This window comes from Arthrobacter tecti, from assembly GCF_054511355.1.
Window position 1 is genome coordinate 457,295 of record NZ_JBTNCT010000002.1, and the last position, 25,412, is coordinate 482,706.

General features: G+C 63.6%; 17 protein-coding genes and 1 tRNA gene. 8 read left to right on the top strand and 10 right to left on the bottom strand.

Annotated elements, in window-relative coordinates:
• Positions 1-30 precede the first annotated feature (30 nt).
• A complete protein-coding gene (locus ACX80C_RS04605) occupies positions 31-798 on the top strand; it encodes a PspA/IM30 family protein (RefSeq protein ID WP_459325064.1) in 768 nt (255 codons plus the stop codon).
• Between the two features lie 148 nt (positions 799-946).
• Entirely contained in the window at positions 947-2,335 is a 1,389-nt protein-coding gene (locus ACX80C_RS04610; RefSeq protein WP_459325065.1) for a cryptochrome/photolyase family protein, read from the top strand.
• Here ACX80C_RS04610 and ACX80C_RS04615 read toward each other — a convergent pair.
• From ACX80C_RS04615 to ACX80C_RS04630, 4 genes are all read right to left on the bottom strand, one after another.
• Positions 2,304-2,828, bottom strand: coding sequence for a DUF6328 family protein (locus ACX80C_RS04615; RefSeq protein WP_459325066.1), 525 nt, complete (start codon positions 2,826-2,828; stop codon positions 2,304-2,306). The genes ACX80C_RS04610 and ACX80C_RS04615 overlap by 32 nt on opposite strands.
• Before the next feature lie 123 nt (positions 2,829-2,951).
• Positions 2,952-3,025: transfer RNA gene (locus tag ACX80C_RS04620), tRNA-Met, on the bottom strand.
• Between the two features lie 58 nt (positions 3,026-3,083).
• Positions 3,084-6,026 (bottom strand): UPF0182 family membrane protein, encoded by a 2,943-nt coding sequence (locus ACX80C_RS04625; RefSeq protein ID WP_459325098.1) that lies wholly within the window; start codon positions 6,024-6,026, stop codon positions 3,084-3,086.
• A gap of 281 nt (positions 6,027-6,307) precedes the next feature.
• The gene (locus tag ACX80C_RS04630; protein WP_459325067.1) at positions 6,308-7,420 is read right to left on the bottom strand and encodes a YlbL family protein; all 1,113 of its coding nucleotides are present in this window, start codon (positions 7,418-7,420) and stop codon (positions 6,308-6,310) included.
• A gap of 291 nt (positions 7,421-7,711) precedes the next feature.
• On the opposite strand from ACX80C_RS04630, the gene ACX80C_RS04635 reads away from it, so the two are divergent.
• Positions 7,712-9,199 carry a zinc-dependent metalloprotease gene (locus ACX80C_RS04635; protein ID WP_459325069.1) on the top strand — a complete coding sequence of 496 codons (1,488 nt, stop codon included), beginning with the start codon at positions 7,712-7,714 and terminating at the stop codon, positions 9,197-9,199.
• Positions 9,200-9,214: 15 nt separating this feature from the next.
• On the opposite strand, the gene ACX80C_RS04640 is transcribed toward ACX80C_RS04635, so the two are convergent.
• The 3 genes from ACX80C_RS04640 to nudC are packed head-to-tail and all read right to left on the bottom strand — an operon-like array spanning position 9,215 to position 12,848.
• The gene (locus ACX80C_RS04640; RefSeq protein WP_459325070.1) at positions 9,215-9,754 is read right to left on the bottom strand and encodes a M48 metallopeptidase family protein; all 540 of its coding nucleotides are present in this window, start codon (positions 9,752-9,754) and stop codon (positions 9,215-9,217) included.
• 26 nt (positions 9,755-9,780) lie between these two features.
• Positions 9,781-11,886 carry an ATP-dependent DNA helicase UvrD2 gene (locus ACX80C_RS04645; RefSeq protein WP_459325071.1) on the bottom strand — a complete coding sequence of 702 codons (2,106 nt, stop codon included), beginning with the start codon at positions 11,884-11,886 and terminating at the stop codon, positions 9,781-9,783.
• On the bottom strand, positions 11,886-12,848 hold the full coding sequence (nudC, locus tag ACX80C_RS04650; protein ID WP_459325072.1) for an NAD(+) diphosphatase: 963 nt from the start codon (positions 12,846-12,848) through the stop codon (positions 11,886-11,888). Before nudC ends, ACX80C_RS04645 begins: the two co-directional genes overlap by 1 nt.
• A gap of 134 nt (positions 12,849-12,982) precedes the next feature.
• On the opposite strand from nudC, the gene ACX80C_RS04655 reads away from it, so the two are divergent.
• Positions 12,983-14,134 carry a phosphotransferase gene (locus ACX80C_RS04655; RefSeq protein ID WP_459325073.1) on the top strand — a complete coding sequence of 384 codons (1,152 nt, stop codon included), beginning with the start codon at positions 12,983-12,985 and terminating at the stop codon, positions 14,132-14,134.
• A gap of 41 nt (positions 14,135-14,175) precedes the next feature.
• On the opposite strand, the gene ACX80C_RS04660 is transcribed toward ACX80C_RS04655, so the two are convergent.
• From ACX80C_RS04660 to ACX80C_RS04670, 3 genes are read right to left on the bottom strand one after another with little or no spacing between them, the layout of a single operon-like run.
• Complete coding sequence (locus ACX80C_RS04660) at positions 14,176-17,667, bottom strand: ATP-dependent helicase (protein ID WP_459325074.1); 3,492 nt, start codon at positions 17,665-17,667, stop codon at positions 14,176-14,178.
• Entirely contained in the window at positions 17,664-20,957 is a 3,294-nt protein-coding gene (locus tag ACX80C_RS04665) for an ATP-dependent helicase (protein ID WP_459325075.1), read from the bottom strand. Before ACX80C_RS04665 ends, ACX80C_RS04660 begins: the two co-directional genes overlap by 4 nt.
• Complete coding sequence (locus ACX80C_RS04670) at positions 20,954-21,400, bottom strand: MGMT family protein (protein WP_459325076.1); 447 nt, start codon at positions 21,398-21,400, stop codon at positions 20,954-20,956. Before ACX80C_RS04670 ends, ACX80C_RS04665 begins: the two co-directional genes overlap by 4 nt.
• A 121-nt stretch (positions 21,401-21,521) precedes the next feature.
• Between ACX80C_RS04670 and ACX80C_RS04675 the strand changes: the two genes are divergently transcribed.
• The 4 genes from ACX80C_RS04675 (at position 21,522) to ACX80C_RS04690 (ending at position 25,210) form a co-directional block, all read left to right on the top strand.
• Positions 21,522-22,208, top strand: a complete 687-nt coding sequence (locus ACX80C_RS04675) for an exonuclease domain-containing protein (RefSeq protein ID WP_459325077.1) — start codon at positions 21,522-21,524, stop codon at positions 22,206-22,208.
• Between the two features lie 269 nt (positions 22,209-22,477).
• Positions 22,478-23,458, top strand: coding sequence for a methionine ABC transporter ATP-binding protein (locus ACX80C_RS04680; protein ID WP_459325078.1), 981 nt, complete (start codon positions 22,478-22,480; stop codon positions 23,456-23,458).
• Complete coding sequence (locus ACX80C_RS04685; protein WP_459325080.1) at positions 23,455-24,234, top strand: methionine ABC transporter permease; 780 nt, start codon at positions 23,455-23,457, stop codon at positions 24,232-24,234. The genes ACX80C_RS04680 and ACX80C_RS04685 overlap by 4 nt, the downstream gene beginning before the upstream one ends.
• 133 nt (positions 24,235-24,367) lie before the next feature.
• The gene (locus ACX80C_RS04690; protein WP_459325081.1) at positions 24,368-25,210 is read left to right on the top strand and encodes a MetQ/NlpA family ABC transporter substrate-binding protein; all 843 of its coding nucleotides are present in this window, start codon (positions 24,368-24,370) and stop codon (positions 25,208-25,210) included.
• Positions 25,211-25,412 lie beyond the last annotated feature (202 nt).

The following is a 25,412-nucleotide window of genomic DNA, read 5'->3' on the forward strand; positions in this document are numbered from 1 at the left end:
GAAGTACTCAGGCAGATCGAAAGGTAACCCATGGTAAAGCAATCAATTTTCGGACGTATGGCAACTCTTGCGAAGGCGAATATCAACGCTCTCCTGGACCAGGCGGAAGACCCGCAGAAGATGCTGGACCAAATGGTTCGTGATTACGCCAACAGCATCGCCGAAGCGGAGAGCGCGGTGGCCCAGACCATCGGGAACCTGCGGATGCTGCAGGAGGATTACAACGAAGACCGCGAAAACGCGCGCAACTGGGGCAACAAGGCGCTCGCGGCGTCCAAGAAGGCGGACGAATACCGTGCTTCCGGAGATTCTACTGACGCGGAGAAGTTCGACAACCTGGCCAAGGTTGCCATCCAGCGGCAGATCACCTCGGAGAATGAGGCCAAGGGCGCCGAACCGACCATCGCTTCGCAGACTGAGATCGTCGAGAAGCTCAAGACCGGCCTGAACCAGATGAAGGGTAAGCTCAACGAGCTCACCAGCAAGCGGGACGAGCTCATTGCCCGTTCGCGCACAGCAGCCGCACAGCAGCAGGTACACGACGCCATGAAGAGCATCGACTTCATGGACCCCACCAGCGAGGTTGGCCGCTTCGAGGAGAAGATCAGGCGCGAAGAGGCCCGCGTGCTCGGCCAGAACGAACTGGCGAATTCGAGCCTCGACGCTCAGTTCGAAAGCCTCGAGGACCTGGGTGAGCAGACAGAGATCGAGGCACGCCTTGCAGCCCTGAAGTCGGGTAGTTCCGACAGCGGCACACCTTCCGCCATTGAACAGGGCGAGGAAACGCCGAAGTACTGACAATTTCTCCAAGGACGACGGCGGCTCCCGGCGGGCCGTCGTCGTCCTTTGTTGTTTCCGGACGGCCCCCGTGGGGTAGCCCCTGCCCCGGCCCCCATACTTCTCCGGCGCCCCTCCCTGGTCGATCTGGCGGGTACGCTTGGGCGCTATGGCGTTGACTTTGGTGTGGCTCCGGGATGATTTACGTGTTGCAGATAATCCGGCACTGCATGCGGCGGCGGAGCGCGGAGACGTTGTTGTCTGCTATCTCCTGGATGAAGAGAGCGACGGACTGAGGCCCCTCGGTGGAGCGTCCCGGTGGTGGCTGCATCATTCGCTCTCCGCGTTGAGCGATTCACTCGAGGCCCTCGGTATCCCGCTCGTGCTACGGGCGGGCAGGTCCGAAGGCGTCATCGAGCAACTTGTTCAGGAGTCAGGCGCCGATGCCGTTTTCTGGAACCGCCGTTATGGCTACGCCGAGCGCACCATTGACGCAGGGATCAAAGTGTCCTTGACCGACGCAGGAGTGGAAGTCCACAGCTTCCAGGCGAATCTGCTCCACGAACCCTGGACGATCGTTACGGGTAGCGGCCGGCCCTACAGGGTTTTCACGCCCTTCTGGAACGCCTGCAGGAGCGCTTCGGAGCCGCGGCCACCTCTTCCTACCCCAGACATCCTTAGCGGCCCACGGCTGGCATCTGAAAACCTGGGAGGGTGGGGCTTGTTGCCCACGAAACCGGACTGGGCCGGCGGGCTACGTGAAACGTGGACCCCCGGGGAAGCAACCGGTCAGCGAGTCCTTGCCGAATTCCTCGACGGCACCGTCAGCGGTTACGCCGACGCCCGCGAGCTGCCGAACGTCGAAGGAACCAGTCGGTTGTCCCCACACCTGAGATTCGGTGAAGTCAGCCCATTTCAGGTGTGGCACTCAGCCGAGCACAGCCGAAATCCAACCATTTCCCGCGATGTCACAGTGTTCGGCAACGAGGTAGGCTGGCGCGAATTCTGCTGGCAACTGCAGTACCATAATCCGAACCTGGCGACTGAGAACTACCGGTCAGAGTTCAACGCCTTCCCGTGGCATGAACCCGTCCCTGAGGAGTTGGACGCCTGGCGTTACGGTCGGACGGGGTACCCGCTGATTGACGCCGGCATGCGTCAGCTCTGGCACACCGGCTGGATGCATAACCGGGTGCGCATGGCGGTTGCGTCCTTCCTCGTCAAGAACATGATGGTGGACTGGCGAATCGGCGAACAATGGTTCTGGGACACCCTCGTCGACGCCGATCCGGCAAATAACGCCGCCAATTGGCAGTGGGTTGCCGGCTCGGGCGCAGACGCCGCACCGTACTTTCGAATCTTCAACCCGGTCACCCAGAGCAAGAAGTTCGACGCCGACGGCGGTTACCTCCGCAGGTGGGTGCCTGAGCTACGTTCGGCCGAGAACGTGCACGAGCCCTGGAAGGGCGACGCGGACGGCTACCCCGCTCCCCTGGTCGATCTGCAGGAATCCCGCGCCCAGGCACTCACGGCTTACCAGGAGCTGCGTTCCCGCTAGACCCATTCACGGAACGGCGCTTCAGGAACTCGGGAAGCGCCACCCACAATGCTGCTATGAGAACAGCCAAACCGATCGCCGTCAGTGTGCCTGCCGTCCGGTTCAACACAATGTCGAAAATGAGCCCCGTGATTCCGATCAGCACGAAGGCCACAAGTACCAGAGTGACCCGGAGGATGCGGTCCGCGTTGCGCACCAGAACCGCTTTGATTCGAAGCCGGAAGAAGGTGCGGTGCATGACCACCGTGCCCAGCAGAAGAGCCGTAATGAGCGCGGAGAGGACAACCAGTATGAGATAGGTGGTCAGCTGGAATGAATCGAGTTCACTGAACCGTGACTGGAACGGGAGGGTGAGGAGGAAGCCGGTCAGGATCTGGATGCCGGTCTGGAGAACGCGCAGCTCCTGAAGGAGTTCCAGCCAGTTGCGGTCCACCCGCTGCAATGCGGTTTCACCACGCTCATCATCGCCGCCGACGGCACCCTGTTCAATCATGGATTCAGTGTAGGTGAGGCGGTGCTGCGCAGAGATTGAATGGCCACTTGAAGGTTGACCGGGACGAACACGTCGGAATGCAGAAAGTCCCGGAGAGAAACCTCTCCGGGACTTTCCTTTACGTTGCGGGGGCAAGATTTGAACTTGCGACCTCTGGGTTATGAGCCCAGCGAGCTACCGAACTGCTCCACCCCGCGGCGGTGATACCTACGTTACCCGCCGCGGGATGGGATCACAAATCGAGCCCTTGATGGCCTATTCGGTAGGCTCGCCGCCTGCTTCTGAAAGGCGGGTTTCGGCGTCGAGCGCGCGCTGGAGAGCCTGGTCGAGCCGCTCCTGCGCTTCGCCGTACGCTGCGAAATCTCCTTCAGCCAGGGCTGCCTGCCCCTCCTGGATTGCCGCGTTTGCATCCTCAAGCGCCGCCCGCAGGTCCGCGGCGGGATCGCCGGTACCTGGATCGACAGGAGGCGTCGGCTCACCCGTGGGTTCCTCAGTCGGTTCCCCGGTGGGCTCTTCTCCGGCAGGAGGCGCCGTCGGATCATCCGGAGTTTCGCCGACATTCTCGCTATCACCGGTTTCAGCACCCGAATCACCCTGGAACACCTGGTCCAATGCCTCAGCGAGGGTAGGCGCGAAACCAACCTGTTCACCGAAGCTCACGAGTACGCGACGAAGGACAGGGAAAGACGAGTCACCCGACGACTGGACAAATACCGGCTGCACATAAGCGATGCCGCCACCGATGGGGAGAGTCAGCAGGTTACCGCTGATCACCTCGGAGGCGCCCTGACGCAGCAGGTTCAGCTCCTGCGAGACGTTGGTATCGGAGTTGAAGAGGTTTGCTGCCTGGCCCGGACCGACGGCGGAGTCCTCGCCGGAGGTATCGAGCAACCGCAAGGTGCCATACGTCTCGGCCTTCACACCGTCCTCACCCGTCCCGGCGTCCCCATCGGCAGCCAAGAAGCCGTACAGGATGTTCCGTGCCTGCTGCCCCTCGGGGACAAAGGGAATGAACGGCGTGGTCAGCGAGAAGCTTGCCGATTCCTGCTCGGGCATCTGCAGCGACAGGTAGAACGGAGGCTGCTTGACCTCTTGTTCCCCCTCCTCGAGCGTTGGATCAACCGGGACCGTCCATGCCTCGCTGTTGTTATAGAAAGGCAAAGTCTCGGTCACGTGATAGCGGGCCAGCAACTCACGCTGGACCTTGAAGAGGTCCTCCGGGTAACGCACGTGCGCCATCAAATCGGCGGACATTTCGCTGTACGGTTTCAGAGACGTGGGGTAGACCTTCTGCCACGCCTTGAGGATGGGGTCCTGATCGTCCCAGGCGTAGAGATCCACAGAACCGTCGTAGGCGTCGACTGTGGCCTTGACGGCATTGCGGATGTAGTTGACCTGCTCGGCGGGAAGCGCGGTGGAAACGCCCTCTGCAGTAAGCGAATCGACGGTCGCGGACTGAAGCTCCTGCTGCGTCGAATATGGGTACTCAGTGGTGGTGGTGTAACCCTCAATGATCCATTTGACACGTCCATCCACTATTGCCGGATACGCGTTACTGTCGAGTGTCAGATACGGAGCGACCTTCTCGACACGATCAACGGGGTCACGGTCGTAAAGAATCTGCGATTCCGAGTTCACCTGGTCGGATAGCAACAGGTCCGTGGATTGGAACTTCAGCGCATACACCAGCCGATTGAAGAAGTTACCGATCTGCGGCCCGCCATCCCCCTGGAAGGTGCTGCGTGCCTCTTGGGTGGACTCTTCGGTCTCCGGTCGATCAATTTCCTGCGGCGCTGCACCTTCCGGAGCTCCCACGACTGAGTACTCGGGAGACTCTTCGCCAAAGTAAATTCGCGGCTCGTACGTACTCTCATCGCCGAGGAGACCTGTGGATGGAATGCCCGACTGGATAAATTCGGGTCGTCCATCCGGCTGCACGGTGGACCCGGCTGCGGCAACAACACCGTAGCCGTGCGTGTAGAAAATATGCTCGTTGATCCAGCCGTCCGGAACACCCGCCGTGTTGAGCTCACGGACGGCTATGACGGTGTCCTCCACCTCTCCATCGATTTCATAGCGGTCAACGTTGAGGATCCCCGGAAACTGGTAATACTGGCGGAACTGCTGCAACTGGCTGAATGCGTCGCTCACTAGGTTCGGGTCGAGCAGCCGAATATTCGCAGTGGTTTCGCCGTCAGCATTCAGGGCGCCCTCCGCAGGCACTTCTTCGACCGGGTAGTTGTTGACTTCCACTTCATCAAGACCGTAAGCAGCCCGGGTCATCATCATGTTGTGCTCAATGAATTCTTCTTCTCGATTGAACTCATTCGGTACCACCTGAAATCGCTGAACGAACCACGGGTATACCCCACCGGCAAGGATCGCAGTAATGACCAGCATTGCAGTCCCGATGAGCGGGAGCCGCCAGCGACCGATCACGGCTGAGACGATGAACAGCACGGCGACGATAATTGCAGCGGCCGCAAGAATCGCTTTGGTCGGAATGACCGCGTTGACGTCGGTGTAGAGGGCACCGGTCCACCTGCCATCGCTGCTGGTCACGGTGGCATACCGGTCAAGCCAGTAGTTCACGCCCTGCAGGATCAGGAACAGTGCTGCAAGTACCGCAATCTGTGTCCGCGCCGCGCGACTGGTGAACAGCCCCTTCTCCTCGAGTCGGATGCCCCCGTACAAGTAGTGTGTGAGGATTGCGGCAATACCGCTGATCACCACGATGCTGATGAGGAATCCAAGAAGGAAGCCGAGAAACGGCAGGGTGAAGACGTAGAAGCCAATGTCGAGCCCGAACTCGGGGTCGGCCTCTCCGAACGGCTCTGCGTTGAAGAAGAGGAGCATGGTTTCCCACTGCGAAGAAGCAGCTGTTCCGGCGAACGCTCCGAGGACAATCGGGATGCCGATCATCAGGAGCCTGCGGATCGGCTCAAGCTGGGCCTGGTAGCGGTTCAGGTTGTCCTGAACGTTATTGTCCGGCGCATAAATTGGCCGGGAGCGGTACGCGATCCGCAGACTGAAGTAGACGCTCGCTCCCATGATCAGGAAGGCCGCGACGAAGAGGCCGATCCGTGAGAGGTTCTCCGTCACGAACACTTCGAGGAAACCCAACTGGTTGTACCAGAGCACGTCTGCATACACCTGGGAGAAGTAGACGAATGCAACGACGAGCAGACCGAGCACGATCAGGGTTGGGACCAGTGGTCCGCGTCGCCGGTTTGTGGAAGAGCTCGATTGGCTAGGCCTGCTACTGAAGGGCCGGTCTGGTCCGGATGTCACTATTACCTCATCGTTGGCTGTACGGGGTCATGCTGCATGGGCATATGGATGCACCCTCAAGCGCAACCCCCATCTTTCTTCATTCTGCCTTGTCCACGTATGGGCAGACCAATTCGGTTCCGGCCCAATGGCGGTGAGCCGGGATCGACACTGAATCGTGTCCTAACTCAGGGACAGGAAGCGAAACATCAGCCCTCGCAGGATGCGAGCTGACCGCCGTCGTCGTTCTCTGCCCCCAGGGTGCGAACAGCGTCCACGGCATCATCGAGGGTCTGCACGCGCACCACGCGCAGGCCGTCGGGCACGTGGCCGACAACTTCTTCGCAATTCGCAGCCGGTGCCAGGAAAACCTCGGCACCGGCATCGCGCGCGCCGATGAGTTTTTGGCGGATTCCGCCGATGGGGCCCACGTTGCCCGACGAATCGATGGTTCCGGTTCCGGCGAAGTGCTCCCCACCGGTCAGCTCCCCCTCGGTGAGCTTGTCCACGATACCCAGCGCGAACATCGTTCCCGCTGACGGGCCACCGACGTTGTTCAGGGCGATGTCGACGTCGAAGGGGAACTGGAATTCGGACATCAGGAACACGCCGAGTTGGTAGTCGCCGGTCTCCGACTCTATTGGTGTGACTGCCTCGGTAACCTCCTGGCCTTCCCGCAGGACCGTGATTTCGACGCTCTCCCCGCCGGCTGCGTTGAGCGCCTCCTTCAATGGCTCCAAGGACCCGATCGGCTCGCCATTGATGGCTACCAGCACGTCCCCCTCCTGCAGGATGCCCTCCGACGCAGAATCCTGTGCCAGCCCGACGACTGACAGCGTTTCATCGTAGGGAACTTCTAGGTGCGAGAGGGCGGCCGCGACGGCTGATTCCTGCGACGAGGTCATCGCCGCGGCGTTCCGCTCCTCGATATCCGATTCTGAGACATCCGGCGGGTAGACCAGTTCACGGGGAGTCACCGCCTGTGCAGGATCTGCCCACGCGCGAAACGCGTCGAAGATACTGACCGGCTGTCCCGGGCTGCCCGATACGAACACCGTTGTCAGGTCAAGCCCGCCGCTGGTCGGGTAGGTTTCGCGCCCATCGACGCTGATCAACGGCTCCGAATCTATCTGGCCGATGGTGTTGAACGTCGGGCCCGGGGATTCGATGACATACGGCGCCGGCAATGCCACGGCTGCCACACCCAAACCCGCCGCGAGCAGGCCCGAGGCCCACATCACCGTGAAGCGGGGATCACGTTTCCGGGGGCCGTGGTCAGGCTGGATCGTGTCCTGGGAAAGCGGCTGGGTCAAGAGTGTCACCTTTGGAATAGGAGCGAACCCGTCACCGGTTTGCGGCAGCAGGGCATCACTAGTCAAGCGTACAAGCCGCAGCTCAGGTTCCCGGCTGGGAATGTTCACCGGTGAGCGCCTCTTGCCCCGTTGGCTTTGCCTAGAGCGAACTGGAGTGCGGGGCACGGGACAACACCGAACGCTGACGGTAACGTGTGAGTTCCGACCGACCTTGAGCCCCGGGTATCCGCGAACTTCGCCCGGACCGTCTCACCAATCACCCCTGAACCGCACCATTTACACCTAGGACCGGTGGTATCGATGAGTTCCAACCCGTCGAACAACGACGACGACACCCCCAAGGATCCCCTCTCCGAGATGCTGGAGCGGCTCATGGGCGGCAACATGCAGGGAATGGATCCGAAGGAAATCGCGAAGGCGGCCGGCCTGCCCAACGATCCCCAGACGATGGCCATGATGATGCAGCAGGTCCAGGCAATGTTCTCCGCACAGTCGGAAGGCCCGGTGAACTGGACCCTTGCCCGCGAACAGGCCAGGCGGGCCGCTGCCGCGGGCGGGGATCCCTCCGTGAGCAGCAAGGAACAGCGGGAGGTTGATGACGCCCTGCGCCTCGCCGAGATGTGGCTGGATCCCGTCACGGACTTTCCGGCGACTGCCCTGCTCGGCCGTGCGTGGTCCCGCGCCGAATGGGTGGAAGCAACGATGGGAACCTGGCAGCGCCTCACGGAGCCTGTTGCCACGAGTATTGCCCTCGCCCTCTCGAACGCCCTCACCGAGCAGATGCCCGAAGAGATGAAAACCATGATGGGCGGCGCGGCCTCGATGCTTCAGAACATGGGCGGCGCGATGTTCGGAATGCAGCTCGGACAGGCTGTCGGAGCCCTCTCCCGCGATGTCGTCAGTTCCACGGACATCGGTATCCCGTTGGCCGAAAACAGCATGGCCCTGTTGCCCGCCAACGTTGCCTCGTTCGGCGAAGGCCTGGACATCCCAGACGAAGATATTCGGCTCTTCCTGGCCACGCGGGAGGCAGCGCACGTGCGCCTGTTCACCCACGTCCCATGGTTGACCGGACACCTGCTTGGCGCGATCGAGAGCTTTGCCCGGGGTATCCACATCGACATGTCAAAGATCGAGGATGTCGCAAGGGACATTGACCCGTCCAACCCCGAGTCCGTCCAGGCCGCCCTTTCCCAGGGAGTGTTCATGCCTGAGCGCACACCCGCGCAGGACGCCGCCCTTGCCAGGCTGGAGACCACGCTCGCACTGGTCGAGGGTTGGGTGGATGAGCTCACGGCGGCAGCCACCGTCAACCTCCCCTCATCTGTCTCCCTCCGCGAAATGGTACGGCGACGGCGGGCCACCGGCGGGCCGGCGGAAAACGCCTTCGCCTCCCTCGTTGGCCTGGAATTGCGGCCTCGCCGGCTGCGGGACGCGGCCGCGCTGTGGGAACAGCTCCGCGGGGAGCGCGGGATTGCCGGACGCGACGCGATCTGGCAACACCCTGACCTTCTTCCCACACCCGAGGACCTCGACGACCCGGCTGGTTTCAGCAAGCGGCGCCAGCTGGCGGAATCGGCAGACGCCGACGTCGACGCCGCCCTGCAGAAGCTGCTCGACGGCGGGTTCGAATCGCCGGCCGGCTCTTCCCAGGATGAGCCGGGAACCGCCAAGTCCGACGACGGCGATGCCAGCCCGAACGGCGAGAATTCAGCACCCGACACCGGCACCGAAGATGGGGACGAGGACGAGGACCAGCCGAAGAACGACGACGGCCCCCGCAGCTAATCCCCGGCCAGGGTCCTAACGGCCACGCAGTCCGTGGTCGGCGGCGAAGGCCGCGCCCTGCAGGAACGCCTTCGCGGTTTCGGTGTGCGGGTATGCCTTGAGTAGTGCCCAGAAGCGGCTGTTGTGCGATGGTTCGATCAGGTGCGCCATCTCGTGCAGGATGACGTAGTCCACAACCCACTCGGGCATGCCCTGCAGCTTGTGCGAGAGTCGGATTGCACGGGCGACCGGCGTTGCCGAACCCCAGCGTGAATTCTGGTTGGTGACCCACCGGATGCTGTCCGGGAGGCCCCCACCGGCAAGGTAGCGGGTAGACAGCTCTGCGGCACGGACAGTCAATGCCGACTCTGGCTCCGCGGGACGCACCGATTTGGCGTGCAGCTTTGCCACCATGCGCTCGACCCACTGCTGCTCCTGTCGGGCTGTAAACGTTGCGGGAATGGACACCACAGCTACGCCGTCCCGCAGATCCACGCTGACGGTGCGGCGCCGGCGGGCAGAACGCCGCACCTCAACAGGAAACCGGTTCCGTTGGTTTGGGATTTCACCGCTCATGGGTTCCGACCCGCGGTTGCTGACGCTCAGTTCTGATTGCCGAGGACATCAAGCACCGACTCTCCGTACCGCTCGAGCTTGGTCGGCCCGATACCCGCGAGTTCGGCCAGCTTCGTCAGCGAGTCAGGGCACGCTTCAGCAATGGCGACGAGGGTGGCGTCTGTGAATACGACGAATGCAGGAACGTCGGCCTCACGCGCTGCTTGCAGACGCCACGAACGCAGGGCTTCGAAGGTTTCCTCGCTGTAGTTCGCCGGACAATCCTGGCAGCGGCCGATCTTCCGCTCGGCACCTGATCCCAGTACCTTTCCGCAGGATCGGCAGTGCGCGGGCGCAGCAACCTTTCGCTGCCGCTTTGCCGCGGGCTCCCGGAAGGTCCGTCTGCCCTCCGTTTCGGGGCGCAGACCGTCGAGGAACCGTGAAGGCTTACGGGACGCACGGCCACCCGGTGTCCGTGACGTGGACCAGGATAGAGCCAGGTGTTTCCGTGCCCGCGTGATCCCGACGTACAGCAGCCGCCGCTCCTCGTCGACGGCGTCCGGCGTGTCCGCGAAGGATATGGGCATGAGCCCCTCGCTGAGTCCCACAAGAAACACCGCGTCCCATTCAAGGCCCTTCGCTGAATGCAACGAAGCGAGCGTTACACCCTGCACCGTCGGAGCGTGCTGAGCCGCTGCCCGTTCCTCCAACTCCGCCACGAAATCCTGGAGCGTGAAGCCCTGCGCTGAACGCGCTGCCTGCAGTTCGTCCGCAAGCGAAACCAACGCGGCGAGCGATTCCCACTTCTCACGGACAGCGCCGGAGCTCTGCGGCGCTTCACGGGTATAACCCAATGAGGCCAGGACATCGCGCACCAACTGGGGCACGTCGTCGTCGTTCGCGGTGCGGGCCGCCGCGCGAAGCTGGAGGAGGCTGTCCCGAACCTCACGACGCGCGAAGAACCTCTCCCCTCCCCGTAGTTGGTAACCGATTCCTACTGCGGCGAGCGCCTGCTCATATGCCTCGGACTGGCCGTTGGTCCGGTACAGCACCGCGACTTCGCTGGCCAGCACTCCTTCGTTGAGCAGGCCGCTGATGCGCCGGGCAACATCGGCTGCCTCCGCTTCGTCGTCGCTGCATTCGGTGAAGGTGGGCGCCGGACCCGCGGGGCGCTGTGCGATGAGCTGGAGCGGAGTTGCCCAGCTGCCGCGGTTTCCACGGCGTTCTCCCTCCGCCGTCCGTGCGGCAAGCAGTGAGTTCGCCAGATGGACAACCTGCGGTGTCGAACGGTAGTCCCGGACCAGTTTGATAACCTGCGCCCGCCGGTACCGGGCGGTGAATTCCAGCAGGTGGGCGCTCGTTGCTCCGGTGAAGGAGTAGATGGTCTGGCTCGCGTCCCCCACCACGCACAACTCCTCCCGCTCCCCCAGCCAAAGGTCGAGGAGCCGCTGCTGGAGGGGGGAAACGTCCTGGTATTCGTCCACCACGAAGTGCCGGTATTGCGAACGGACCGTTGCCGCAACCTTCTCGTCCTCTTGGAGGATGCCCACCGTAATCAACAGCACGTCCTCGAAGTCGATCACGTTGCGGTCCACCTTGAGGTCCTCATAGGCAGCGAACAGGCGGGTCACCGTGGTTGGATCCATGCCGGCCGGCTCAGCGCGACCGACAGCGGCTTCAGCATAGGTATCAGGCGTGAGCATCGAAACCTTCGCCCATTCGATCTCCGCCGCCAGGTCGCGGATGCTCGCGCGGTCGGTGCTGAGGCGCAACCGCCGCGACGCCTCCGCGATGAGCTGTGCCTTATGGTCCACGAGGGCCGGAAGGGAGCCACCCACCGCCTGCGGCCAGAAGTACTGCAATTGCCGAAGCGCCGCTGCGTGGAAGGTACGGGCCTGCACCCCTTGCGCCCCAAGATCCCGAAGCCGGGTTCGCATCTCCGCCGCGGCCCGCGCGGTGAAAGTCACTGCAAGTACCTGCTGCGGCTTGTACACCCCACTGTGCACACCGTAGGCGATGCGGTGGGTGATGGCGCGCGTCTTGCCGGTTCCGGCTCCCGCGAGCACGCATAACGGCCCGGCCAGCTGTGACGCGACTGCACGCTGCTCATCGTCCAACCCGGACAAAATCCGTTCCTCGACCGAACTCTCCACTACGGCCTCCCGGCGGCGGGCTCTTCATCCAGCGGGCCGCCGTACCAATGCTCGATCAAAGCCCTCGCGATGGATGCCCCTGAGGCAACCGAGATGCGTTCGGCCTTCACCTCCTCAAAGATTTCGGCCCTGCTGAACCAGCGCACGTCCTTGATTTCGACGCCGTCCGGAACCGGCTCCGCGTGCGCAGCTTTGGCAGTGAAACCCAGCATCAGGGACGCCGGGAACGGCCAGGGCTGCGAACCCAGGTACTCCGATGAGTGCACTACGATCCCGGATTCTTCCTCCACCTCCCGGATAACTGCGGCTTCCAGCGATTCCCCCGGTTCGACGAAGCCCGCGAGGGTGGAATACCTGTTGTCCGGCCACGCCGTTGAGGAGCCGAGCAGTAGGCGGTCCTGCTCATCGGTCACCGTCACGATGATCGCCGGATCTGTTCGGGGATAGTGCAGGCTCTCGTCCGCCGGACACCGGCGCACCCATCCACCTTCCGTGGGGGCAGTGCGCTGACCGCAGCGCGGACAGTGGGTGTGGTTGGCGTGCCAGTTTGAAATTGCGACTGCTTCGACCAGGAGCCCGGCTTCCTGGGGCGCCAGCACTGAAGCCGCCCTGCGCAACCCCAGCCAGCTGTCCTCCGGTGCAATGGAAGCCTGCGGACTCTGATGCTCGACGAGAACGATGTGGGTTCCTGCCGGAACCTTAGGGTCAGCTTCGACGGTGCTTCCGAGGTAGATCGGATTCGCCGGACGCTCCACCTCCGCTGCACTTTGCAGCAGCAACCGGTTCTCCCGAACGGCGGCGCGCTGGTCCGCCAGGTGGAGAACACGGGTTTCCGGTTGCTCCCACAGCCGGTCGAAAAGCTCAGGAGCCATCCGCAGAGCCGAGCCGCGGTCGGCTGTCCCGCGCGCCAAAGGCAACGATCCGAGGGGTGGAAGACTGGAGATGCCTACTGCTTGGCTCATGGTTCTACGGTACGATCCCGCGCCCCCAAAAAGACATTCGCAAGGACCGATCTGGAGGAATAGTGGGACGCGTGCGGCGACTCGCCGTCGTCGTACCTTCGAGGCGACGGGTCAGCGCCCTTACGGTTGAGGGTGTGAAACGATCTCCGATGGAACTCGCCGCCCTTGCGAGTGCGGCTGTGCCCGGGCTGGCCCCGACCGGCGTCTCAGGCGCACCCGATGACCCCGCGGATTTCGAGTCGGCGCTGCTGATCGACGAGGCCGGAAAGCAGTGGCGCGTGCGCGCGCCCCGGCACGCCGAGGCAAGCATGCGACTTGAGACAGAGCAACAGGTACTGCGCGCGTTCACCCCCGCGGTCCGCGCCGAGATTCCGTTCCTCATTCCGCACGTCGCCGGCACCGTGCGTCTGGGTGACTTACGGACGTTCGTGTACTCGCATATCGAAGGATCAACCCGGTCACTGGAGGAGCTCGCTGCCGGCGGGAAGGACCTGGCCGTTGAAGTCGGCCGTGCGATCGCCGCCATCCATGAACTGCCCCGGACCCTGGTCAGCGAGGCGGACCTTCCCGGCTATGAAGCCAACGAGGTCCGGCAACGCCGACTCAACGAGCTCGACCAGGCTGCGACCACGGGACGGATTCCGTCTGATCTGCTGCGGCGGTGGGAACATGCCCTTGAGGACGTGACGCTCTGGCGGTTCAATCCGACGGTGGTGCATGGGGACCTGCACGAAGACAACCTGCTGTTCTCCGCGGGACGGGTCTGCGCCGTCACGGGCTGGACCGATCTGACGGTGGGAGACCCCGCAGACGATTTCGCGTGGCTGGCGGCAGCACACGACGCCGATTTCGCCGACCGCATCCATGCCGCCTACCTGGCGGCGCGCTCGGATGCGGCAGATGAGCATCTGCTGCGCCGCGCCGCGCTGGCGGCGGAGTTTGCCCTGGCCCAGTGGATGGTCCGCGGCCTGGCCCTCGATGACCACACCATGGTGGCTGAGGCCGAAGACATGATGCGGTCACTTTCGGCCGACCTTGCGGCAGAGGAGGCGGCCGCGGCGGAAGCCTTGGTGGAGTCTGACATGGACAGCCCGGCAGGATCCGGACGTGAGCCCGTCGCTGAGTCAAACTCCGGCGTCGGCCATGCGCAGCACGACGACGTCGATTCAGGCGACGGCGGCGTAGGGAACGGAGACATTCCGGAGAGCGCCGATAGGACGCATTCCGGAGCGGCTCACCATGACAGCACCGAGACGTCAGCCCTGCCCGTGGTGCGCCTGCCCTGATCGATTACGAGCCGAACGCCCGTCCGGGCGTAGACGGCCGCTCATTGTTTGCGGTGACCAGGCCCATTCGCGTGGTTTGTCGATGCTCCCGCTGTGGCCCTCCGAATGATGCGTTCGAGGGCGTCGCTGTCCGCGAGATCGTGTGGCCGCACCAACACATCGTCGCCGACATAGTAGAAAGCAGCACGCACGCTCCGCAGGGGAACGTCCAGCAGACGTGACCATGCCAACCGGTAGACGGCCAACTGGACTGCCTTCGCGTCCCGGTCACGCGGTCCTGGAGGACGTCCCGTCTTCCAGTCTATCAGGTCCCAGCCGCCGTCGTCATCCTTGAACACCGCATCTATGCGGCCCCGGACGACGAGGGCGTCAACCCGGGTCTCCACCGGTATCTCGATACCGTACGGTGCTCTGGCAGCCCAGCTGGAGCGCTTGAAGTTATCGGTGAGTGCCTCAAGACCAAGGCCCTGGTCGACAAACGTGTCTGCGGCACCGGGGAACTCACCGAAGTCGAGCATCCCGGTTGCGCCGTAGTACTCCTCGATCCAGGCGTGAAATGCGGTACCCCGGCGTGCTGCCGTACCCGGGCGACGCGGCACCGGCCGCCTCAGGCGCCGCGCCACGGCGGAGCTGTCTTCGGCCAATTCGACCATCAATGACGCAGAAATGTGAGTTGGAAGTTCTACGGGGGCCGCTGAGCGGCGCTCGGACGCCCGTGCCAGGGCCTTGCGGACCTCTTCGGCCCAGCGGCTCTGCGCCTGATTCGTGGAATGCTGCCGGCCGGTCGTTTTCCTCTGTTCTGCTGCCACGATGACGGCGGCAGCTGCCTCCTCCATTGCGTTGCGACGCGTGCCGAGGGGGTCGATAGGCCAGCTCGCGCGTTCGCTCGCTGCCCGCGCGGGATTGCTATCCCCCACCTCACTGTCCTGGATCCACGCCAGCTCCGTGTAGCCGCGCTCACCGGCTGCCACCAACTCCCTGAGTTGTTCCAGGTAGCTGGAGGTTGCAGTCGGCTTGGAGCGCCCTCCTCCCCAAGCCGATGAGGAACAGACCAGAACATGGCGCGCGCGGGTCAATGCGACGTAAGCGAGTCGCCGCTCTTCCCGCTCGGTGTGGGATCCGGCGTCTTCTGCAAAGAGCTTCTCGCTTTCCAACCACGCCTTTTGGTCCGGCTGGTCCCAGTCCCACTGCGGCAGCTCCGCGGCGTCCCCCCGCAGCGGCCATGGAATGGCGGCGTCTCCGGAGCTCCACCGGGAATCGGACCCGCTCGGAAACGCGCCCTCATTCATGCCCGGAACCAGGACAACGTCCCACTCAAGCCCTTTTGCAGCGTGAACGGTCAGCAACTGTACGGCTTCCCGGCTGGTTTCGAGGGCGGTCACCGGCAGGCCGTCCTCCTCTGCGTCCGCCGCTTCAAGCCAGGCAAGGAAGGCAGGCAGATCCACACGCTCGGAGGTGGACACGAACCCGCTGACCGCATCAGCGAACGCGTCAAGGTTACGGCGCGCCTCATGAATGCTCACGCCTGGCTTAGCCGCCAGTTCAATGTCCAGCAGCAGCGTCTGCTCGATCTCACCGATCAGCGTATGAAGATCGTCCCCGACCGACTCCCTGAGGCGCCGCAGTTCGTTCCGCAGGCGGATCAGCCGGGACCGGGCCGCCTCCGAGAGGCTCCTGCCGTTCCCGGACACCCATCCACGCGGCGGCAGGTGGTCGACCGCGTCAACCAGACTTGCCGGTTGGGATTCTCCGCTTGGGGACGGTGTTGAACCGAGCGGAACGGCATGATCTCCGCCACCATGGCCGTCGCCGGTTTTTCCCTCAGGGGCGCTGCTGGCTCGCAGCTCATTCAGCCGGACATCGCGATCGTGGGCGAGTTGCCGAGCCCAGTCCCCGAGCGCCATCAGGTCCGCAGTGCCCAGCCGCCACCGGGCGCCTGCCAGAAGCCTCATCATGGCGTCGGAACGCTCCGGATCACCGAGGACGCGCAGCACCGAAAGTATCTCGATGACCTCGGGCGTTCTAAGGAGCCCTCCAAGCCCGATGATCTGCACGGGAATACCCGCTGAGGTCAACGCCCGGCGCAGGGCTTCAAACTGGCGTCGGCCCCTGCAAAGCACCGCGATTGTCGGCCGTAGGAGATTACCTGCTTCATCCACGTCGAAGGACCGGCGCCGCTGCGCTTCGATGATGCGTGTGAGCGCGGACGCTTCATTGCTCGCCGGATCCATCGGGTGGGATGCGGACTGGGGATCGGGTGCGCTCTCGCTCAGATAGCGGGCGAGGTAGACCTCCCCCAGAGGAGCTTTGGGCCGGGGCTGCAGGCGTGGGACTTCGAGCCGGTGTTGTTCGCCGATCCACGGCGGGGGAACGTTCAACGGTGAGGATACTGCGTTGGCTGCGGCAAGGATACTGGTTGAGTTGCGCCAGGCGACCGAAAGGTTGACTACGGGTGCCGGGGTCAGCGTGTCCGGCTCGGTGATTGGAAAACGGGTCCTGAACGTTCCGAGCTGTCCGGCCGATGCACCCCGGAAACCATAGATGGACTGGTGCGGGTCTCCGACCGCCGTTACCGAACGCCCATCGCCGAAGAGCCGGGAAAACAGGACCATTTGGGCGTGGGATGTGTCCTGGAACTCGTCCAGGAGGATCACGGCGTACTTCTGCCGTTCCACCTGTACGGCTTCAGGCACCTCACTCACGATGCGGGCAGCGAGCGATACGAGGTCACCGAAGTCGAGCTGTCCGCCCTGCTGCTTCGCGGCGGAGTAGCGTTCGACGAGTTCGGTGACCGTGATACGCGTACGGAGCTTGTTGAGGAGCTTCTCGACGGCCTGGGTCGGTGGCTTGGTCTTCCCCGCCTGGAACTGACGTACGCCGATAGCATCGATGTGCTCCAGAAGCGCCCGGCGGACCTTGGCCGGTTCCACAAGATGCTCGGCGCACTCCGAAGCCATGGTGAGAACGGCGTTCGTCAGCGTCGACTTCGCGGCGGTGATGTGTTCCCAGGCGCCTGTATGGGATTCCACTATCCTGCTCGCGAGCTGCCAGGACTGTGCCGAACCCAACATGACTGCATCACGCTCGACACCGATCCGGAGCCCGTAGTCCTGGACGATGCCATTGGCATAGGAATGGTATGTGGAGATCGTTGGTTCCAGGTGCTCGTCCAGGGTGTCAGTTTCAGCCTCGCCCTGCGCCCGATAGAGCGCGGAGAGCTGCTGCCGAATCCGGGCCGCTAGTTCGCCTGCCGCCTTACGGGTGAAGGTGACCCCCAGGATCTGCTCCGGCCGCACCAGCTTGTTGGCGACAAGCCAGACAACCCGGTCAGCCATCGTCTTGGTCTTGCCGGATCCCGCACCGGCGAGCACGAGCAACGGCTGCAGTGGCGCCTCGATGATGCGTACCTGCTCATCGGTCGGATAGAGCACCTGTGCGCCAGCCTCAGACTGAAGAAGCCTGGCCAGATTCTCCGCCGACAGGCTCCCATCCAGCGCATCATGGTCAAGCGATGAGGATGCCTCAACACTCATTCGGTCACCTGCCTGCCCTCGGCACACAGTGGACAGATTTCGGGAAGCCTGCACGCGGGAGGTCCATAGCCTGAGCGCTTCGGATCGTGGATGGCGTCGAACTCAGCCGCCGACATCAGCCCCGCCGCCTGCTCGATCATCTCGTGAGCCCAGGAATCATCCGACCCGAGAGGCGGCTGTTCCTGCACCTTCGGCCCCTTGGTGGCGGTACCCAGGTGGACAAGCGCCGCCCCGCCGACAGCTGCTGTTCCTGCAGTATCGGGGGTCTGAAACCCGGCTTCCGTAGCGGCAACCTGATAGGCGGCGAGCTGTGCGTGTTGTGCGACATCCTCTGCTTGCGGGGCTGATTTTCCGGTCTTCAAGTCGATGATGAACAGGCGCCCGTCATGGTCGAGCTCAAGACGATCCACTTGGCCACGCAAACGCGCGATGCGTTCGACACCTTCCACTGTGACGGGCAGTTCCACGTCGAAGTCCACTTCCGTACTCTCAAGAGTGCGTCCGGCCCGGCGCATCTCGACCAGGTACCCACCCAACTTCCTGACCATTTGTTCAGCGCGGCGTAAGTCAGCCTTTCCTTCCCAGGTGTCCTTCATCCCCAGTGTTGGCCAGCGGCGGATGAGCTCAGCCGCGTACTCATTGCCGGTGGCATCCGGCAGATCCTGCGCGATCGAGTGCACGAGGGTTCCCAGTGTTCGGGCAAAGTCAGTGGGCCGCTCCCCTCCGGCAGCCGAAACGAACCAGTTCAGAGGCGACGCCAGAACTGCTTCCACCTTGGATGGCGACACCGGGATCAGGGCATCAGCCGGAACCACAGGCTCGGTGGAGGACAGGCTCGCCAGCCCCCACCACTGGTCCGGATGGGCACCAGGCACCTCAGGTTCGTGGTGCGCCATGACACCGAGATGATGCACAGCTTCCGTTGCAAGGTCCGGGTGGCGGTCCGGCTGCTGAGCATATTTGCGTAACTCGGCAACCAGCGCCCGCAGTGTCAGCGGCCGCATCACCACAGTCCGCGGACGAGTGGATTGCCCCGTCGGCAGCGGGTCAACGATGTCGAGGAACGAGGATGGTTGGAGGTCCTCCGAATCCACTGCGACACACAAGAGTTCCTCGGCAGCCCGACTGATCGCCGCGGAGAAACTTCGAAGCTCATCTGCCCGGGTGAGCTGCATGAGGCCGTGCGGGTCCCGGTACCGCCGAAACTCCGGGCCGTGTTCCAACAACGCCATTAGGTCACCGGAGCCCAGTAGCTCACCCCGAATCCGCAGGTTGGGCCACACGCCTTCCTGCACACCGGCAACTATGACGAACGGCCACTGCCTGCCGGCCGCTGCTGCCGGGGTCATGATCGCTACAGCAGCACCTTTCTGGGCACGCGCGGCGAGCGTGTCCATCGGTAGCTCCTGGCTCAGCAGGTATTCGAGGAATCCTGTGGTGGGCGCTCCGGGCATCTGGTCGACATACCTCTCGGCTGTCTCAAACAGCGCGACGACGGCGTCCAGGTCGCGGTCAGCCCTCGCGGAGGAGAGGCCGGACTTCAATGCCGCCTCCTCCCACCGAGCAGACAGACCGGAGGCGGACCATATGGCCCACAGGACGGTCTCCGGTGTGCCGGCGCCGTCTTCGAGTGCCGCGCGCCCGGCAGCCAGCATTGCGGAGAGCCTGCGGACCGGCCGGAACTGCGGTCGGGCGTCATCAACCGCTCCGGCGCTCAGGGCGTCGACAATCAGGTGGTCAGAATCGCGTTCGCCGCCGGACAGTCGTTCCTCGCGACGGAGCAACTGTCTGAGGCGCCGTATCTCAAGGGCTCCCGCACCGCCGATCCGCGACGTCATGATGGAAACGGCGAGTTCTGCCTCGAGTTCCCGCGCACCAGTGAGAACCGCCAGGATGTCCAGCAGGGGTTGTACCGCCGGCTCATCACGAATAGCGCGCTCGGCCGGCGGTACGCTGACCGGAATGTCCTGAGCGGCGAGGTACCGCTGAAGTTCGGAAACATGAGCGCCTGTCCGGGTAATGACAGCGATGTCGTCGAAGCTGCGGTCCTGCTCGACATGGGCTTCGAGGATTCGCTGGGCTATATACCTGTGCTCGTGGTAACCGGAATCAACCACGTGTGCCGAGACAGTACCCGTATTGGCTGTGTCGCGGGCAGCGACAGCGGGCACCGGCGCGTTTCGCTCCTCGAGGTTGCGGTATCGCACGGAGGTCCCAGCCACCGGTGTGCGGGAGGCGACGGAGAACCACGCGGATGCGATGGACGCCGGCAGGCGGTGGGAGGTGGTCAGCGCCATAGTGCGCAGGTCCTCCCCCAGCACCTCCGAAAGCCTGCCTGCGAGTTCCGGACGTGCACCGCGGAACCCCTGGACCACGGTGTCCGGACACGCCGTCACAATGGTGTCCTTGCCCTCCGCAATCACTCCACACAGCGCATGGATGGCAGTGTTGGACTCCTGGTAATCATCGACAAGAATGAGCCCGTACTTGCTGCGCTCCGCTGCGAGAAATTCGGGATTGTGTTCCAGTATCCCCCGGGCGGCGGTGAGAATTCCCGCGGGATCGAAGGCTTCAGGCATGCGCAGGTCCAGGACGTCACGGTATTCGCGATAGAGGCCGGCGGCCGCCGTCCAGTCCGGGCGGTCAAACCTTCTGCCGAAGTCCGCCAGGTCTTCGGCGTGCAAACTGTATTCGCTGACCCGGTCAAACAGCTCACGCACCTCCTGCCGGAACCCGCGCGTCCCCAGTGCCAGCTGGAGGCTCTCCGGCCAGCGGGATTGCAGGACGCCGAGCCTGCGGTGGCCTTCCAGTAACTCCTTGATGATGAGATCCTGCTCGGCACCGGAGAGAAGCCGCGGGGCCCGTGAGAGTTCGGGGAGGAGACCGGCGACGCGTGCCCGCCGGATGAGGTCGAACGCATACGAGGACCAGGTGCGCGCCGGCGGGGCACTCAAACTGCGGTCAAGGCGTGTGGTCAAATCATCACGGAGCCGCGCGGCCGCCAGACGCGTAGGGGCAACGATCAGGATCCGGGCCGCATCCAGCTCACCCTGGACGATCCTGTTGGCCGCGGCCTCTACAAGGAGCTGTGTTTTCCCCGTACCAGGTCCTCCAAGCACCAGCACCGGCCCAGCCCCACTGCCGAGATCCAGGACCTGCTGCTGATCCGGGCTCGGCCGAAACTCTTCCCGTGCACAACGTGCACCCGATGCAGCGATTGGGAGGCGGAGCGCAGCGAGCTGCTCCGAGACCTGATTGGAACCAGGGTTCACGGACGTTCGGCTGTTCATAGGTTCATTGCATCATCCGGCTCGGACAATTCCTCCCCGCTGCCACGCAAGCGCCGTGCCAGGCGCTTCCGGATGCCCTGCAGCTGCTCCTGATCGACCGGTTCGGGGTTCCATCCGGCAGTTTTCATGTCAACGAGGTAGCCCGGGCCGTGCGTCGCCGCACCTCCCGCGCGGGGGTGGCGGAGGGGTGTTGACTCCTGCCTGTAGTGTTCGACCGCGGCCGCTTCGAGTCCGTGCGGAGGTTTCCCTCCGGAGCGGATCACCCTCCACCAGGGCACTTCGCTTCCCAGAGCCATCACGGCTCCGACCTGGCGGGGGCCGCCCTGTTCGAGGATCTCTGCAATGTCGCCGTAGGTGAGCACTTTCCCGGGCGGTATCAACCGCACGATGTCGAGGACCGCTTCCGCGTAATCGTCGCTGCGTTCGCGCATCAATCCGGCCATCAATCCAGCGTAGTGGGCGAGGGCCCCGGGACGAGCGCCAGCGAGTGCTGGGAGCCTCTTGTAAGAGAAGCCGGGCGAGCCGTCGCCGGAAATGTCGGACCCGGCCGATACCGTCGGGACCATGAGCAGCTGGCATGATCTACCCCGGGCGGCATTCGATCTCGAAACGACAGGTCGCAACCCTCTCACCGCGCGCATTGTCACGGCTTCGATCGTTCTGGTGGATGGGCGTGGGGAGGTGCTCGAGCACCATGAGTGGCTCGCGGACCCGGGTGTTCCCATCCCTGAGGAAGCCGCGGCGATCCATGGAGTGGACACCCGGACGGCTGCAACGTTTGGCCAACCGGTTGCGCTGGTTGTAGACGGAATATCCCGTGTGCTCGGTTCGTACTTTCAAGGTGGGATTCCGGTGCTGGCCTTCAACGCCCGGTACGACTTCACCGTCCTGGCCTGCGAGGGATTGCGGCACGGGGTCCGGATTCCGGATCCGCGGCCAGTGCTTGATCCCTACGTGATGGACAAGCATGCTGACCGCTACCGCCGGGGCAAGCGCACGCTCAGTGCGATGTGCGATCACTACGGTGTCGAACTAACCCGTGCCCACACGTCGGCTGCGGACGTGATGGCAACGCTCGGTGTCGCCGCGGTCCTCGCCGATCGGTTCGCGCAGTTGCGACGCCCAGCGACGGATCTCCACGAGTCCCAGGTGGTGTGGGCGCTGAGGCAGGCTGCGAGCTTCCAGGAATACCTCCGGCGCACCGATCCCGAAGCGGTAGTCGAGGGGCGGTGGCCTGCCGTCGCATCGTAGGCCGGCCAAACGCCGCATATTCTTCGATCATCTTGCTCGTCTGGTTTCATTCGGTTCAGTTCACGTGACCCTGAGCACTAAATTTCAGTCACTTCTTTCGACCGTGCCACAATGAAAGAGCATCGCAGCGCGTCCGGCGCAATGGTCCGGATAGTCGACGACACCCCCTGAAGGACATCCCTGTTCAACGCGTCTGTCGATGCTTTTTCATGCCCGGACGGAGCGGGAGCCCGCAGCGACCCTGCGGCCCACGGACAGCACGAGGATCCATGATCACAGTTACCAATCTGCGGAAGACCTACCGCCAGGGGGGTCGAACCGTTACTGCGCTCGACGACGTCACCCTGTCGGTACCCAAAGGATCGATTCACGGCATCATCGGCCACTCAGGAGCAGGCAAGTCCACTCTTGTCCGCTGTCTTACGCTGCTTGACCGTCCGACCTCGGGCGACGTCATCATCGATGGTCGTGAGCTGACCCGCGTCAAGGACTCGGAAATCCGCACCGCCCGCCGACGCATCGGCATGGTCTTCCAGCACGCCAACCTGATGGATTCGAGGACGGCCGCGCAGAACGTGGCGCACCCGCTGGAACTGGTGAAGACGCCGAAGGCGGAGACCAGCCGCAAAGTAGCCGAGCTGCTGTCCCTCGTGGGCCTGTCTGAATTCGCGGATGCTTACCCGTCGCAGCTATCCGGCGGTCAAAAGCAGCGCGTGGGCATCGCCCGCGCGCTGGCCACGGATCCTGACCTTTTGCTCTGCGATGAGCCCACTTCCGCGCTTGATCCGGCAACCACCGAGGACATCCTCACCCTGATTCGCCGGCTGACCCATACGCTGAACCTGACCGTTCTGGTCATCACGCATGAAATGCACGTGGTCAAGCGGATCTGCGACTCGGTCTCGCTGCTGGAACGCGGCCGGATCATCGAGCACGGTCCCCTACGGGACGTCGTAGGCAACCGCGACGGCTCGCTCGGCCGATCCCTCATGCCGCTTACACGCAGCGACGGCGATCGCGCGTTGCCTGAACTGGAGTTGCTGCTTGTCGGGGACACTGCCTCAGCGCCCGTCCTGTCCGAACTGACACGGCGGTTCAACGCGAATATCAACGTCCTCGCCGGCGCGGTGGAAACCCTCGGCGGCAGCCGGTTCGGGCGGCTGCGGGTCGAGGTGGAGTCCGCGGCGCCGCTGACCGAAATCACGGCATACCTTAAGAGCACCGGCGTGCATGTGGAGGTGGCAGCGTGAACCTCCTCGATGACCTCTTCACAAATCCGGGGATCACCGAAGCCCTGCCCGAGGAGTTCGCGGCGACCCTGCAGATGGTTGGCATCTCCGGTTTGTTCACGCTCCTGATCGGGCTACCGCTGGGTGTGTTCCTGCACGCCAGCAGCCCTGATGGTCTCCGTCCCATGCCTCTGACCAACCGGATCGTGAGCGATGTGATCGTCAACATCACCCGTTCCATTCCCTTCGCCATTCTCATGGTGTCCCTGATACCGCTCGCCCGGTTCCTCACAGGCTCCTCGATCGGTCCTGTCGCAGCGTCTGTCTCATTGAGTATCGGCACCATTCCGTTCTTCGCGCGCCTGGTTGAAACGAGCCTTCGCGACGTGTCATCGGGAAAGATCGATGCGGCACTCGTGATGGGCTCAACACGCCTGCAGGTCATCACCAAGGTGCTGATCCCCGAGGCACTTCCGGCGCTGATCTCGGCTTTCACCACCACCCTGGTCACCCTGGTGGGCTACTCCGCCATGGCCGGAATCATCGGAGGGGGCGGGCTTGGAAGGCTTGCATACAACTACGGCCTCCAACGCTTCGACACAACTGTCATGGTGGTGATCATCGTGATCATCGTTGCGATCGTCCAGGTCATCCAGTTTGTGGGCGACCGGCTGGCGCAGCGGGTGGACCACCGTACCGCGTCAACTGCGGGAACGACCCGAAAGCGGCGCGAACGCACCATCGATGACAACGTCCGCGAGACCTCCAAGCACGACGACGTCGTCACCACCCCCTGAGCCCGGCATCCCCTTACTCGGGCCCGCCCCGAGCGGGACTTACGACGGCCGGTAGCCGCCGGCCGCCACCCCTTTCGGCACACGGTTCACCCGACCGGACGTGCCGGCACTACGAAAGGAACGCACTAAAATCATGCGTCAGCAGTTCTCCCTTGCGGCCGCCGGACTGGCCGCACTTCTCACCCTCTCAGCATGCGGAGCGACGGACAGCGCGCCCGCCGCCGTCGAGACCCTGGACCCGGCGAACCCGGCAACGGTTACAGTCGGTGCAAGCCCGGTCCCGCACGCGCAGATCCTCGAGTTTGTGCGGGACAACCTTGCGGAAGGGACGGGCATCGAGATCGAGATCCAGGAATTCGATGATTACACCACTCCCAACATTGCTTTGAGCGAAGGTGACCTGGACGGCAATTACTTCCAGCACCTGCCGTACTTCGAGAGCCAGGTCGAGAGCCAGGGGTACGAGTTTGCGCACGGCGAGGGCGTGCACGTTGAGCCATACGCGGCTTTCTCAGAGAAGCACGACGACGCCGCGGCCATCCCTGACGGCGGTCGCGTTGCCATTACAAACGACCCCTCCAACCAGGCACGCGCCCTGACGCTGCTGCAGGAGGCAGGGTTGCTCGAAAACATCGAGGCCGATGCCTCGGTGCTGGCCCTCACCGAGGAACAGAATCCGAAGGGTCTGGAGTTCATTGAGAACCAGCCTGAGCTGTTGCTCAATGACCTGCAGGATCCCACGGTGGACCTGGCCATCATCAACGGCAACTACATCCTGGACGCCGGCCTAAGCACCGAGGATGCGCTTGTCGTGGAATCTGTCGGGAACAACCCGTATGCGAATTTCCTGGCCTGGAACACCTCGTCGGAGGGCGATGCGCGGATCGCCAAGCTGGAGGAACTGCTTCACTCCCCCGAGGTCAAGCAGTACATCGAAGAGACCTGGCCAAGCGGCGACGTAACGCCCGCTTTCTAGCCTTTTCTGCATTCGAAGACGGCCGGTGGCTGCCCGCGATAAGCAGCCACCGGCCGTTCGTCTGTCCTGTCCGGGGAGTCCGGGAGGCTTACTAGGTGCGTGGGTCAGTAATGGCGGGCGCTGTTTTTAAAACGCCGACGTATTAGCGGTGCCCTGGCGGTGTTGGCTGGGAGAATTGGGGGTATGGATTCCGGTGGCGATG